The organism is uncultured Demequina sp. (assembly GCF_913055775.1).
Lineage (GTDB): Bacteria > Actinomycetota > Actinomycetes > Actinomycetales > Demequinaceae > Demequina.
Genome location: NZ_CAJXJX010000077.1, coordinates 1 through 13,420, shown reverse-complemented (window position 1 = coordinate 13,420; position 13,420 = coordinate 1). Strand labels below are relative to the sequence as shown.

15 protein-coding genes are annotated in these 13,420 nt (G+C 69.7%); all 15 read left to right on the top strand.

Annotated features, from left to right (window positions below; all coding sequences use genetic code 11):
- Positions 1–389: phosphoribosyltransferase family protein (locus QZ483_RS08925; RefSeq protein ID WP_297083085.1), on the top strand; the 389-nt coding region annotated here is incomplete at its 5' end.
- 56 nt (positions 390–445) lie between these two features.
- Entirely contained in the window at positions 446–1,549 is a 1,104-nt protein-coding gene (locus QZ483_RS08920) for a hypothetical protein (RefSeq protein ID WP_297083083.1), read from the top strand.
- Between the two features lie 50 nt (positions 1,550–1,599).
- The gene (locus QZ483_RS08915; RefSeq protein WP_297083081.1) at positions 1,600–2,163 is read left to right on the top strand and encodes a LemA family protein; all 564 of its coding nucleotides are present in this window, start codon (positions 1,600–1,602) and stop codon (positions 2,161–2,163) included.
- Between the two features lie 127 nt (positions 2,164–2,290).
- The gene (locus QZ483_RS08910) at positions 2,291–4,006 is read left to right on the top strand and encodes a nitrous oxide reductase family maturation protein NosD (RefSeq protein ID WP_297083091.1); all 1,716 of its coding nucleotides are present in this window, start codon (positions 2,291–2,293) and stop codon (positions 4,004–4,006) included.
- A 168-nt stretch (positions 4,007–4,174) separates the two neighbouring features.
- The gene (locus tag QZ483_RS08905; protein WP_297083079.1) at positions 4,175–5,542 is read left to right on the top strand and encodes a right-handed parallel beta-helix repeat-containing protein; all 1,368 of its coding nucleotides are present in this window, start codon (positions 4,175–4,177) and stop codon (positions 5,540–5,542) included.
- A gap of 90 nt (positions 5,543–5,632) precedes the next feature.
- Positions 5,633–6,271 carry a TrmH family RNA methyltransferase gene (locus tag QZ483_RS08900; protein WP_297083089.1) on the top strand — a complete coding sequence of 213 codons (639 nt, stop codon included), beginning with the start codon at positions 5,633–5,635 and terminating at the stop codon, positions 6,269–6,271.
- Positions 6,264–6,515 (top strand): toxin-antitoxin system YwqK family antitoxin, encoded by a 252-nt coding sequence (locus tag QZ483_RS08895; RefSeq protein WP_297083077.1) that lies wholly within the window; start codon positions 6,264–6,266, stop codon positions 6,513–6,515. Before QZ483_RS08900 ends, QZ483_RS08895 begins: the two co-directional genes overlap by 8 nt.
- A 142-nt stretch (positions 6,516–6,657) precedes the next feature.
- Positions 6,658–7,596, top strand: coding sequence for a metal ABC transporter substrate-binding protein (locus QZ483_RS08890; protein WP_297083074.1), 939 nt, complete (start codon positions 6,658–6,660; stop codon positions 7,594–7,596).
- Entirely contained in the window at positions 7,593–8,387 is a 795-nt protein-coding gene (locus QZ483_RS08885) for a metal ABC transporter ATP-binding protein (protein WP_297083072.1), read from the top strand. Before QZ483_RS08890 ends, QZ483_RS08885 begins: the two co-directional genes overlap by 4 nt.
- The gene (locus QZ483_RS08880) at positions 8,384–9,265 is read left to right on the top strand and encodes a metal ABC transporter permease (protein ID WP_297083069.1); all 882 of its coding nucleotides are present in this window, start codon (positions 8,384–8,386) and stop codon (positions 9,263–9,265) included. Before QZ483_RS08885 ends, QZ483_RS08880 begins: the two co-directional genes overlap by 4 nt.
- Before the next feature lie 13 nt (positions 9,266–9,278).
- Entirely contained in the window at positions 9,279–9,938 is a 660-nt protein-coding gene (locus QZ483_RS08875; protein WP_297083068.1) for a metal-dependent transcriptional regulator, read from the top strand.
- 106 nt (positions 9,939–10,044) lie between these two features.
- Positions 10,045–10,401, top strand: coding sequence for a YciI family protein (locus QZ483_RS08870; RefSeq protein ID WP_297083067.1), 357 nt, complete (start codon positions 10,045–10,047; stop codon positions 10,399–10,401).
- A 10-nt stretch (positions 10,402–10,411) separates the two neighbouring features.
- Entirely contained in the window at positions 10,412–11,695 is a 1,284-nt protein-coding gene (locus QZ483_RS08865) for an RNA polymerase sigma factor (protein ID WP_297083087.1), read from the top strand.
- Between the two features lie 77 nt (positions 11,696–11,772).
- Positions 11,773–12,792, top strand: coding sequence for a class II fructose-bisphosphate aldolase (fbaA, locus tag QZ483_RS08860; RefSeq protein ID WP_297083064.1), 1,020 nt, complete (start codon positions 11,773–11,775; stop codon positions 12,790–12,792).
- A 188-nt stretch (positions 12,793–12,980) separates the two neighbouring features.
- Positions 12,981–13,420 (top strand): adenylosuccinate synthetase (locus tag QZ483_RS08855; RefSeq protein WP_297083062.1); only part of this gene is annotated, 440 nt, incomplete at its 3' end.

The following is a 13,420-nucleotide window of genomic DNA, read 5'->3' as shown; positions in this document are numbered from 1 at the left end:
AGGTGAGCGGCTACGGGCCCGCGGAGGTCGACGCCGTGGGCGGTCTCACGCTCGGTGCGGACCCCGTCGCGACCGCGCTCATGCACGCCGCTGCAAGCCGAGGCCTCGAGCTCGACTCGTTCGTCGTGCGCAAGGAGAACAAGGCGCACGGCCTGCAGCGCCGCATCGAGGGCCCGGACATCGCGGGCCGCACCGTCGTGGCCGTCGAGGACACCTCGACCACCGGCGGCTCGGTGCTCACGGCCGTCGAGGCCATCCGCGAGGCCGGCGCGACGGTCGCCGCCGTGGCCGTGATCGTGGACCGCGACACGGGCGCGCGCGAGAGGATCGAGGCCGAGGGGCTGCCGTACCTGTCGCTGTTCGGCCTCGATGACCTGGGTCTCGCCTGAGTCGACCGCGCCACACCCGCCTTCCCGGCCGGGAGCCGCGCCAGTAGGGTGACGCCATGCTCCGCCACGTCCATGGGCGCTGGGCCGGGATCGGGATCGCCGCGATCGCCGGCGTCGTGATGCTGGGCGGAGCCCGGGCGCACGTGGGATGGCTGGTGGTGATCGCCCTTCCGGTGCTGGTGCTCGGGGTGGGCTGGTCGATCCGTGACGGCCTGCGCGCTCGGCGCCTGCGGGATGCCTACGCCTCGTTCGCCGATGCGCACGGCTGGGAGTACGTGCGCATGACGCGTGAGTACGGGGTCCGCTTCGACACGTTCCCCTTCGCGACGGGCGTGCGCCGGCGGCAGGAGTCGCTCGTGCGCGGCGACTACGGCGGCGTGCGCTGCGCGACGTTCGCCCACGTCTTCGAGACCGAGACGGACGACGACCACCGCAGCGCCGTCGCTACCGCCCATCAGGTCACGCTCGCCGAGCTGCCGGTCGCGCTGCCGCGCCTCGACATCGTCCCGGAGGGCATCGCGGCGCAGGTCGCCAAAGGGTTCGGCGGCGGCGACGTGGACGTCGAGTCGCACGCGTTCAATCGGCGCTGGCGCGTGCGGGCCGACGACGCCCGCTACGCGCACGCGGTGCTCGACCCGCGCATGGTCGAGCGCCTGCTGCAGGTCGACGCCGAGGGGCTCGCGCTGCGCATCGAGGGAGGCGCGGTGCTCACCTGGCAGCAGGGGCGCCAGGGACCCGAAGAGCTGTCGCGCCGACTCTCCGTGGTGACGAGCATCGCGAAGCGCATCCCGGAGCACGTCCTGCGCGAGTATCGGGAGCGCGGCCTCGCGGTGCGAGACGGGGTGTCGGCGCACGCCCCCGCGTGGGCGACCGAGCCCGGGCACCTCACCGGTCGCCGGCCCACGGCGCTCGCGGGCGTCACCGATGGCGAGGTGCAGCACAGGGCCGATGCGGGTGGCAGCGTCCCGGTCACGAGGGCCGATGTGGGCGGCGAGCGGGCGGCGCCCGCCGCGCCGACGGCGGGGCCGGCCTGGGCAAGCGAGTCCGGGGCGCTGACGACGGGTCGCTACACCGGGGTCGGCGTGGACGCGGACGGCGATGGTGTCGAGGACTGGCGGCAGCTGCGCGGCGGTTCTGGCGCGGAGCGTCAGTCCGGTTAGGCTCGCGGGGACGGCGCGAGAGCCGCCCATCACCAACCGAGGGGAACACCATGATCGAGTGGTTCATCGGGGCACTGCTGCTCATCGCGCTGATCGTCGTGCTGTGGGCCGTGGTCCAGTACAACGCTATGGTCAAGCTGCGCAATCTGGTGCAGGAGTCGTGGCGACAGATCGACGTCGAGCTGCAGCGCCGCCACGACCTGATCCCCAACCTGGTCCAGACGGTCAAGGGCTACGCCGCCCACGAGCGCGAGACCCTCGAGGCCGTCGTCAAGGCGCGCTCGGTCGCCGCGGAGCCGGGGTCGTCCCCGGGCCAGCAGGCGGAGCAGGAGAACATCCTGACGCAGGCGCTGGGCAAGCTGTTTGCCCTGGCCGAGCAGTATCCGGACCTCAAGGCCAACCAGAACTTCCTGCATCTGCAGAGCGAGCTCACCAACACCGAGGACCGCATCGCGGCGGGCCGGCGCTTCTACAACGCGAACGTGCGGGCGATGAACACCAAGGTCGAGACATTCCCAACGACCCTGGTAGCGGGCGCCTTCGGCTTCACTCGCGAAGAGTACTTCGAGGTCATCGACACCGCTGTCCGCGAGGCGCCGAACGTCTCATTCTGAGTTTCGCGGCGCACCGCCGGCCTCCCCAACCTTGGAGACAGTGCCCCTAATCTGAGTGTCGGAGTTGCTACGTTCGTCCCCAATCGACGTGGTCGCGCACCCGGCGCGAAGACGGAGGACGGTGAGCATGCGTTTCGGTGGCCTATTTCAACCTGGCAGTGGTCCGCGACTGACGGGTCGACTGCTGTCCGGCCTGTCGGCCGTGGTGGCGACGTGCACGCTCTTCGCGGGGGTGTGGTTCGCCGCGGACGCCTCGTCGAAGGACGGCGACGCCGAGCAGCTGGCGTACGACGGACAACTCGAAGCGCCGTCCCCCAGCCCCGAACCGTCCGACGTGCCGGACGCGGACGAGTCCGACCCCGCGCCTCAGATCTCCGCGCCTTCGGTTGACGAGTCTCACCCGGACTCCGGCTCGGACGCGTCGCAGTCGCCCTCGGACGGCGCCGACGAGGGCCAGGAGTCGGAGGACGCAGGAGGCAGCGGCACCGTGAGCGTGTCCCGTGACGCGGACGAGACCGACGACACTGAGGCGAGCGACGGCTCGTCGAGCGGCAGTGGCTCGAGCAGCGGCGGATCGGGAACCGGCTCGAGCGCCAGCGGATCGAGCGGCAGCGGCAGCTCGTCGGGTTCCAGCGGCTCGGGGTCCTCCGGCTCAACGGGTGGCTCGAGCGGATTCTCCTCGGGCGACCAGGCGGGGACGGGCGACACGTTCTACGTCGATCTGGGCGCGCGCTCCGGTGGCGACGGCAGCGTCGACAACCCGTACTCGTCTTTGGACGCGGTCTTCAACGGCGGGCAGATCGAGAGCCGCAACTGGACCTCGTTCCCCGCGAACGGTAACGGCAGTCTCACGACCAAGAATGCCGGCGCGCCCATCAACGCCGGCGACACGATCGTGCTGGCCGGTGGCAACTACGGCAACCTCCAGATCCGCGGCTACTACAACACTCAGCCCATCACGATCACCTCAGCGCAGGGCCAGCGCGCGACGTTCTCGCACATCAGCGTGAGCGGCGGCGCGGGCTGGGTGCTGGACTCGCTGACGGTCACGGGTGGCGGGTCGAGCGAGCTGGTGGACATCGAGGACCACGGTCACCACGGACCCACGAGCGACGTGACGATCCAGAACAGCACCATCCAGACCGTCGCCAACTCGAGCGGCTGGTCGGCCTCGGATTGGAACAACCGTGCGCTCACGGGCGTCCAGGTGAAGGCGGAGAGCATCACGATCGCTGGCAACACGATCCGCAACGTCGAGCACGGCATCTCGCTGCGCGGCGACGACCAGGTGGTCAGGAACAACTCGATCGACCGCTTCGCCGGCGACGGAATCCGCCTGGTGGGCACCTCGAACTCTCGGTACATCGGCAACCGCATCTCCAATGCGATCAACGTGAACGACAACCACGACGACGGGTTCCAGCACTTCCCGCCCTACGACAACCCCAGCAAGGTCACCACCAACGTCGTGATCCGCAACAACACGGTGATCAACTGCGAGGGCACCAACGCCCTGTGCGGCCCCCTCCAGGGCATCGTGACGTTCGACGGCCGGAGCGAGAACTGGACGGTCGAGGGCAACACCGTCGTGACCAACCACTGGCACGGCATCTCGCTCTACAACATCCACAACTCCACTGTCCGCAACAACGTGGTGCGCGACCCGAACCAGATCGCGGACATCGGACCGACGTGGCTGAGGATCGCCAACCGATCGTCCAACGTCGTCGTCGAGTGCAACGTCGCCGCGAGCTTCGTCTCGACCGAGGGCAACTCGAACGTGACGATGCGCAACAACACGACCAGCAACGCGGCGAGCGCCCGCCCGCCGTCCGGCTGCTGACCGTCGACCCGACGACACGACAGGCGCCGAACAGCTCGATCTGATGTGAGATCGGTAACACTCGGCACCATTCTTGGAGCAAAGGCGCCAATCTGGGTGTCCAGGTTGCTCTGTTCATCCCCAATTGGCGCGATCGTGCCACGCGTACAGAGATGGAGACCCGTCACCATGCGATTTGTTGACCTCGTGCAACCAGGCGATGCTCGGCGCACGTCGCGGAGTCTCGTGCAGGGCGTGTCCGCCGTCGCCGTCGTGTGCACCCTGTTCGCAGGCGTGTGGTTCGCGGCAGGGACGTACTCCGGCGCGGAGCAGATGACGCAGCGCGCCTCCGACGGGGCCGTCCTGACTGCAGCAGCCCAAGGTTTCTCCGCCAAGGACGAGGCGGCATCGGGAACGACGTTCTACGTCGATCCGGGCGCGCGCGCCGGCGGCGTAGGCACTGCCAGTGACCCGTTCCCGTCGCTTGATGCACTGTTCAGCAGGGGCCTCATCGAGAGTCGCAACTGGAACTCCTTTCCGAAGTCCGGCTCGAGCAAGCTCGTGAAGCGCAACGCAGGCGCGCCCATCAAGGCCGGCGACACGATCGTGCTCGCGGGTGGCGACTACGGAGATCTGCAGATCCGTGGCTATTACAACCAGAAGCCCATCACCATCACCTCCGCCCATGGACAAGTGGCAAGGTTCGACCACATCAGCGTGAGCGGCGCCGAGCGCTGGGTGCTCGACTCGCTCACCGTCGTCGGCGGCGGCGGGTCGAGCGAGCTGGTGGACATCGAGAACCACGGCCATTTTGGACCCACGCGCCGCATCACCATCAAGAAGAGCACCATCCAGACTGTCGCCAATTCGAGCAGCTGGTCAGCATCGGACTGGAACAACCGAGCGGTCACGGGCATCCAGGTGAACGCGAATCGCGTCAAGATCAAGGGCAACACGATCCGCAACGTCGAGCATGGGATCTCGCTCCGCGGCAATTACCACCGAGTTCGGAACACCACCATCGATCGCTTCGCCGGCGACGGCATACGCGCCGTAGGAACGTCAGACTCGAAGTACATCCGTAACCGCATCTCGAACGCGATCAACGTCAACGACAACCACGATGACGCGTTCCAGCACTTCCCGCCGTATGACAACCCCAGCAAGGTCACGCGCAACGTGGTGATCCGGGCCAACACTGTGGTCAACTGCGAGGGCACCAACCCCCTGTGCGGACCTCTCCAAGGAATCGTGTCGTTCGACGGCAAGGGCGTGAACTGGAAGGTGAAGGGCAATACCGTCATCACCAACCACTGGCACGGCATCTCGCTGTACAACATTCACCACTCCACTGTCCGCGACAACGTGGTGCGCGACCCGAACCAGATCGCGGACATCGGCCCCGCGTGGCTGCGGATCGCCAACCGGTCATCCAACGTCGTGGTGGAGTGCAACGTCGCGGCCAGCTTCGTGTCGACGGGCGGGAACTCCAACGTCAAGCTCCGCAAGAACACCACCAGCAACTCCGCGAGCGCGCGAGTGGCGTCGGGCTGCTAGCCGGGACGGTCGGCGGGCGCGGTGTCGGGCTACCCTGGCGCCGTGACACTACCGAGCTCTGGCGACGCCGCAGAGTCCACGGAGGCGCCCGTGGAGCCCGCGGCGCACGGCCATGGCGTGGGTCCGTGGCCCGGCGGCGAGTCAGCGTGGCCCGCCGGTGACCACTACGATCCGGAACTGCTGCGGGACGGCGACCGCCGCAACGTCGTCGACAGGTATCGCTACTGGCGCCACGACGCGATCGTCGCGGATCTGGACCAGCGGCGCCACCCGTTCCACGTCGCCATCGAGAACTGGCAGCACGACTTCAACATCGGCTCGGTCGTGCGGACGGCGAACGCGTTCGCGGCGCGCGAGGTGCACATCGTGGGCCGGCGCCGGTGGAACCGGCGCGGCGCGATGGTGACGGATCGCTATCAGCACGTGCGTCATCACACCACTGTCGAGGAGTTCGTCGCGTGGGCGCGCGGCGAGGGACTGGCGGTGATCGCGATCGACAACCTGCCGGGCTCGGTGCCGCTCGAGACGGCACGGCTGCCGCGTGCGTGCGTGCTCGTGTTCGGCCAGGAGTCCACGGGGCTCACGGATGCGGTGCGCGATGCTGCCGACGCGACGCTCGCCATCGCCCAGTACGGGTCCACCCGGTCGATCAACGCTGGCGCGGCGGCGGCGATCGCTATGCACGCGTGGGTGCGCCACCATGGAGATGTGGAGGCAGGACATGAGTGACACCGACCCGACAGACGTCAGCGCCGAGGACCTCGAGCCGTACGAGAAGCTCCATCGCGACGGTTCGCTGTGGGCCCGAGGCCAGCTCTACGAGGGAGCCGAGCACGGCTACTGGGAGTTCTTCCGCAAGGACGGCACGCTGATGCGCTCGGGGACGTTCGATCGCGGCACGCAGGTGGGCGAGTGGACCACCTACGACAAGGGCGGCGCGCCCTACAAAGTGACAGACATGGGCGGCTCCTGACCCTCCCCGCGGTCTATTCGCGCTCATTCAAGCGCTGAGGCGAGCGAAGTGGGCCCATTTCGCTCGTCAATGGGGGGAGGGGAGCGAGAATCGACCGCCAGGAGCGTCGGGTGTTTCGGCGGCATGAGTTAGAGTTTTCGGTATGCCGAAAACTCGCGTGGTCGCCGCGGTGGTCGCCGGCGCTGCGGCGCTGGTCCTGGCCGCGTGCTCGACCGGTGCGGCCCCCCGCTCGTCCGGCTCGGCGACGGAGGCCGGCGAGGACGCCCCGCTGGTCCTCACGACGTTCACGGTGCTCGCGGACATGGCCAGCGAGGTCGCGGGCGACGACCTCCGTGTCGAGTCGATCACCAAGGTGGGCGCCGAGATCCACGGCTACGAGCCCACGCCCGGCGACATCGCCCGCGCGGCTGACGCCGACCTGATCCTCGACAACGGCCTGGGCCTCGAGGCGTGGTTCGAGCAGTTCGTGGCCTCGGTCGACGCCCCGCACGTGGTGGTGAGCGAAGGGATCGACCCCATCGACATTGCCGGCGACGCGTACGAGGGCCGCCCCAACCCGCACGCCTGGATGAGCCCGGTGCTCGCGCAGTCCTACGTGGACGCGATGGCGGAGGCCTTCGCGGACCTGGACCCGGACAACGCGGACGCCTACGCCCAGCGCGCGGAGGAGTACAAGGGCGAGTTGCAGGCCGTGCAGGACGAACTGCAGACCGCGCTCGCCGCGGTTCCCGAGGAGCAGCGCGCGCTCGTGACCTGCGAGGGCGCCTTCTCGTACCTCGCCCGCGATGCGGGCCTCGAGGAGATCTACATCTGGCCCGTCAACGCCGAGCAGCAGGCGACCCCGCAGCAGATCACCCAGGCGATCGCCCGTGTCGAGGAGTCCGGCGTTCCTGCGGTCTTCTGCGAGTCGACGGTGTCCGACCGGCCCATGCAGCAGGTGGTCGAGGCCACGGGCGCGACCTTCGCCGGGGTCCTCTACGTCGACTCCCTGTCCGAGCCCGACGGACCGGTGCCCACCTACCTCGACCTGATCCGCTACGACGCCCAGCTCATCGCCTCCGCACTCACGGGACAGCCGTGACCTCCCAGCCCGCGCATCGGCCCGCCGCAGCGGACACGGCAGGGGACACGGCAGCCCCGGCCCTCGAGGTCGACGGCGTGTCCGTCCGCTACGGCGACGTGGTCGCGCTCGACGGCTGCTCGCTGTCGCTCGCGCGGGGCCGCGTCACCGGTCTGATCGGCATGAACGGCTCGGGCAAGTCGACGCTGTTCAAGACGGTGATGGGCGTGGTGAAGCCGCAGGAGGGCGCGGTTCGCGTGGACGGGGCCGATGCGCAGGTCGCCCGGGCGGGCGCACGCATCGGCTACGTACCGCAGACGGAGGACGTCGACTGGACCTTCCCGGTCTCGGTGCGCGACGTCGTGATGATGGGTCGCTACGCGGGCATGGGCCTCACGCGGCGGCCGCGCGCGGCAGACCACGAGGCCGTGGACGCGGCCCTCGAGCGCGTGGGCCTGACCGCGCTCGCTGACCGTCAGATCGGACGCCTGTCGGGGGGCCAGCGCAAGCGCACCTTCGTCGCACGCGGCATTGCCCAGGACGCGAGCCTGATGCTGCTCGACGAGCCGTTCGCCGGCGTCGACAAGGTCTCCGAGGCGACCATCGTGCGGCTGCTGCGCGACCTCGCGGCGGACGGCCGCACGGTGCTGGTCTCCACGCACGACCTCCACGCGCTGCCCGAGCTCGCCGACGAGGCGATCCTGATGCTGCGCCGCGCGCTGTTCCACGGCTCCGTCGCCGACGCGCTCGAGCCGCAGAACCTCGCCCGAGCCTTCGGCATGGAGCCGCCGCGGATGGGAGGTGCGGCGTGAGCCTGATCGACCTGATCGTGGAGCCGCTCCAGTACGACTTCATGGTCCGCGCGATCCTCGTGACCGTGGTCGCCGCGGTGGTGTGCGCGCTGCTGTCGTGCTGGCTGGTGCTCGTGGGCTGGTCGCTCATGGGCGACGCGGTCTCGCACGCCGTGCTGCCGGGCGTGGTGCTCGCCTATGTCGTCGGGGCGCCCTTCGCACTGGGGGCGCTGGTGTTCGGGGTGCTGGCGGTGGTGCTCATCGGAGTCGTGCGCGGCACCAGCCGCATCAAGGAGGACGCCGCGATCGGCATCGTGTTCACGACGCTGTTCGCGCTGGGCCTCGTGCTGGTCTCGGTGACGCCCAGCCAGACGGACCTGAGCCACATCATCTTCGGCAACATCCTGGGCGTCAGCACTGCGGAGATCGTGCAGATCGGCGTCCTCGCCGCCATCGCGCTCGCCGTGCTGATCCTCAAGCGCCGCGACCTCACGCTGTTCGCCTTCGATCCCACGCACGCGCGTGCGATCGGCCTGTCCCCGCGCATGCTCGGGGCGCTGCTGCTGGGGCTGCTCGCGGTCGTCTCCGTGGTCGCCCTCCAGGTGGTCGGCGTGGTGCTCGTGGTAGCGCTCCTCATCATTCCCGGCGCCACCGCGCACCTGCTGACCGACCGCTTCAGCCGCATGCTGATCCTCGCGCCCGTGATCTCGTCACTATGCTCGCTGGTGGGCATCTACCTCAGTTATTGGCTCGACGCCGCCTCCGGCGGCCTGGTCGTGGTGGTGCAGGGAGTGGTGTTCGGGCTGGTGTACCTGCTCGCCCCGCGGCACGGGCTGCTGGGCAAGGCACGCGACGCCCGCCGGGCTCGCGTGGGTGCCGCAGTCGAGCCGGACACGTGAACGGGAGGACGCCATGGCCACGGAGACGACCATCCAGGACTATCTCAAGGCGGTGTGGAACGCCGGGGAGTGGTCCGACGACCCGGTGACGGTCTCCGCGCTCGCGAACCGCCTGGGACTGTCGCCGTCCTCGGTCTCGGAACTGGTGCGCAAGCTCGCGGACAGGGGCCTCGTCACGCACGCCAAGTACGGCTCCGTGGAGCTCACCGACGCGGGACGCGCGATCGCGCTGACCACGGTCCGCAAGCACCGCCTCATCGAGACCTTCCTCGTGGAGTACCTGGGCTACGGCTGGGACCAGGTCCACGACGAGGCCGAGGTGCTCGAGCACGCCGTCTCCGAGGAGTTCGTGGAGCGCCTCGCGGCCAAGCTCGGCAACCCCACCCACGACCCCCACGGCGATCCCATCCCCAGCGCCGCCGGCAGCCTCCCCGCCTCCGAGCAGTCCGGCCTTGACGCCGTCGCGGAAGGGCAACGGGTGCGCATCGCGCGGGTCTCCGACGACGATCCCGAGCTCCTCCGTCACCTCACCGACGTGGGCGTGCTGATCGGGGAGGTCGTGGAGGTGGAGGCCCGCCGGCCCGCCGCCGGCGTGGTCGAGCTGCGCGTGGGCGAGGGCCTCGTGTCGCTCGGCCTGAGCGCCGCGCGCGTGATCCTCACCGAGCGCGCCTGAGGATTCCTCGCAAGAATCTTCCCCAGGGGTGTCGATCTGCGGCTGCCTCTGCGTCGTCAGGGTGAGACTCGGGACTGGCCAGGGCTCACCGACCTGGAGGTTCATCATGAAGTACCTGCTGCTCATCGCATCCGACCCCACGCTCCCGTCGCCCGAGCCGGGGGACGACGACTTCGACGCCTACATGGCGGCGTGGACCCAGTACACGCAGGACCTGACCGATGCGGGGGTCAACCTGGGCGGCGAGGCGCTGCAGGGCGCCGAGACCGCGACCACCGTGCGGCACGAGGACGGCGCGACGACCGTGGTCGACGGCCCGTTCGCCGAGCTCAAGGAGCACCTGGGCGGCTACTACCTGATCGACGTCGACACCCTCGACGACGCCATCGAGTGGGCGCGCAGGCTCCCGGTGGGCACCGGCGCGATCGAGGTCCGGCCCATCTTCCCGACCGACGGGTTCTGAGGCGGAGCGGCTGACGGCCGAGCAGGCGACGCCGGCGCTCACCCGCGTCGCGCGCGAGGAGGGCGGGCGCCTGCTCGCCCTCCTCACCGACCGCCTGGGCGACATCGAGGCCGCGCACGACAGCCTGCAGGAGGCGTACGCGAAGGCCGCCGCCACGTGGGCCGATGAGGGGGTGCCGCGCGACCCGGCCGCGTGGGTCTACGTGGTGGCACGCAACGCGGGAATCGACCGGCTGCGCCGCGACGCGGCGGCCGGGCGGCGGGCGGCGGCTGAGGCGCGGGTGCTGGAGACGGCGGTGGCCGATGCGGTCGGCGACGACGGCCACGACGGCGCGGGTGACCGAGGAGCGGGGGACGCCCGCATCGCCGAGCTCACCGAGGTCGGAGACGAGCAGCTGCGGCTCCTCCTGCTGTGCTGCCACCCGTCGCTGTCGCGCGACACCCAGGTCGCCCTCACGCTCAGGCTGGCCGGGGGCCTGACCACCCAGGAGGTGGCCGCGGCGCTGCTGGTGCCGGAGGCGACGGTGCAGCAGCGGATCGTGCGTGCCAAGCGCAAGATCCGAACCGCGAACATCCCGCTCGTGGTCCCGGCTGATCTGCACGAGCGCGCGGGCGTCCTTGCGACCGTGCTGGGCCTGATCTTCAACGAGGGCTACGTCGCGCACTCTGCGGATGCGGGGACGCTCACCCGCGTCGATCTCGCGGACCAGGCCATCCGGCTCACGGCGACGGCGGCGGATGCCCTCCCTGACGAGCCCGAGCTCGCCGGTCTCCTCGCCCTGGAGCTGTTCCATCGCTCGCGCGAGGCCGCCCGCACCGACCCCGACGGCGCGCTCGTCAGGCTCGCCGACCAGAACCGGTCGCTGTGGGACCGCGTCATGATCGCCCGCGGCTTCACGGTGCTGGCGCAGGCCATGGCGCAGCGGCGGCTCGGGCCGTGGCAGGTCCAGGCGCTCATCGCGGCCGAGCACGCGCGCACCCCGACCGACTGGGCGCGAGTGCTGCGCTATCACGACCTGCTCCTGAGCATGAGCCCCGGGCCGGTCGCCCGCCTCGCGCGGGCGGTCGCCGTGGCGGAGGTCGACGGGCCGGCGGCGGCGCTCGCGCAGGTGGACGATATCGACGGGCTCGACCGCTACCACCTGCGGCATGCGGTCCGTGCGGATCTGCTCGAGCGCCTGGGCCGGACCTCGGAGGCCGCTCGCGAGTGGGACCGCGCCGCGGCTCTCGCCGCGAACCCCGCGGAGGCCGCGTACGCCGCGCGGCGCGCGCGTGAGGTCGGGCCGCAGACCTAGGACCTTGGCCTCCCAGGGGCCTGCGATCTCTGACAGAATGGATCGCGGTTCATCCCTCACAAGTTCAGGAGAGACACATGGCCATCGCCACTGTTGAGTCGTATTCCGCGATGCTGGATGCCGCCAAGGCCGGCTCCTACGCGTTCCCCGCGATCAACATCACGTCCTCGTCCACCGTCACCGCAGCCATCCAGGGCTTCGCGGAGGCCGAGTCGGACGGCATCATCCAGGTCTCGGTGGGCGGCGGTCAGTACGCCTCCGGTTCGACCATCAAGGACCAGGTCGTGGGCTCGCTCGCGCTGGCCGCGTACGCCCGCGAGGTCGCGGACTCGTACGGCGTGACCATCGCGCTGCACACCGACCACTGCCACAAGACCTACCTCGACACGTGGCTCAAGCCGCTGCTGAAGATCGAGGCGGACAAGGTCGCCTCGGGCGGCGCCCCCATCTTCAACTCGCACATGTGGGACGGCTCGACCGTGCCCATGGACGAGAACCTCGCGATCTCGGAGGAGCTCCTCGAGCTGTCGCAGGCCGCCAAGACCATCCTCGAGATCGAGATCGGCGTCGTGGGCGGCGAGGAGGACGGCCACTCGGCGGAGATCAACGACAAGCTGTACTCGACTCCCGAGGACGGCATCGCCACGATCGAGAAGCTGGGCCTGGGCGAGAAGGGCCGCTACCTGACCGCCATGACGTTCGGCAACGTGCACGGTGCCTACAAGCCGGGTGCCGTGAAGCTGCGCCCGGAGATCCTGGGTGACATTCAGGCCGCCGCTGCCGCGAAGTTCGGCAAGGAGAAGCCGTTCGACCTGGTGTTCCACGGTGGATCCGGTTCGACTGCCGAGGAGATCGCGACCGCGGTCAGCCACGGCGTCATCAAGATGAACGTCGACACCGACACCCAGTACGCGTACACGCGTCCCGTGGTCGACCACATGATGAAGAACTACGACGGCGTCCTCAAGGTCGACGGCGAGTGGGGCAACAAGAAGGCCTACGACCCGCGTGCCTGGGGCAAGCTCGCCGAGGCCGGCATGGCCGCTCGCGTTGTCGAGGCCTGCCAGCAGCTGGGCTCCGCCGGGAAGAAGATCTGACCCAAGCGCGTCAGGTGGGGCCCCGGGGAGTCGGCAGACACCCCGGGGCTTCGCTACGCAAGGGCCGATGCGCGCCAGACCTGGCATTCCAGGTGGAGGTGACGCCCGCATCGGCCGATAACAAGACGGGGCGACAGCCCCGTTGACCAAGCCCCCGGCAGGGAACCGGGGTGAGGGGAGAGGGCACGATGCCCGGAGTGGTGATCGTCGGAGCCCAGTGGGGCGACGAGGGCAAGGGCAAGGCCACCGACGTGCTGGGAAGCCGCGTCGACTATGTGGTGAAGTTCAACGGCGGCAACAACGCCGGTCACACGGTGGTGATCGGCGACCAGAAGTTCGCTCTGCACCTGCTGCCCTCGGGCATCCTGACGCCGGACGTCACGCCCGTGATCGGCAATGGCGTCGTGGTGGACATCTCGGTGCTGTTCGGCGAGATCGACGCGCTCATCGAGCGCGGCGTCGACCCGTCGAAGCTGCTGATCTCGAACGCCGCCCACGTCATCGCGCCCTACGCGCGCACGCTCGACAACGTCACCGAGCGCTTCCTGGGCAAGCGCAAGATCGGCACCACGGGCCGCGGCATCGGCCCGGCCTATGAGGACAAGGTCGGTCGTCGCGCCATCCGCCT

Excerpts from the sequence above, each read along its gene's own strand:
- QZ483_RS08920 (WP_297083083.1), top strand. The coding sequence starts at position 446 with ATGCTCCGCCACGTCCATGGGCGCTGGGCCGGGATCGGGATCGCCGCG.
- QZ483_RS08915 (WP_297083081.1), top strand. The coding sequence starts at position 1,600 with ATGATCGAGTGGTTCATCGGGGCACTGCTGCTCATCGCGCTGATCGTC.
- QZ483_RS08910 (WP_297083091.1), top strand. The coding sequence starts at position 2,291 with ATGCGTTTCGGTGGCCTATTTCAACCTGGCAGTGGTCCGCGACTGACG.
- QZ483_RS08905 (WP_297083079.1), top strand. The coding sequence starts at position 4,175 with ATGCGATTTGTTGACCTCGTGCAACCAGGCGATGCTCGGCGCACGTCG.
- QZ483_RS08895 (WP_297083077.1), top strand. The coding sequence starts at position 6,264 with ATGAGTGACACCGACCCGACAGACGTCAGCGCCGAGGACCTCGAGCCG.
- QZ483_RS08890 (WP_297083074.1), top strand. The coding sequence starts at position 6,658 with ATGCCGAAAACTCGCGTGGTCGCCGCGGTGGTCGCCGGCGCTGCGGCG.
- QZ483_RS08875 (WP_297083068.1), top strand. The coding sequence starts at position 9,279 with ATGGCCACGGAGACGACCATCCAGGACTATCTCAAGGCGGTGTGGAAC.
- QZ483_RS08870 (WP_297083067.1), top strand. The coding sequence starts at position 10,045 with ATGAAGTACCTGCTGCTCATCGCATCCGACCCCACGCTCCCGTCGCCC.
- fbaA (WP_297083064.1), top strand. The coding sequence starts at position 11,773 with ATGGCCATCGCCACTGTTGAGTCGTATTCCGCGATGCTGGATGCCGCC.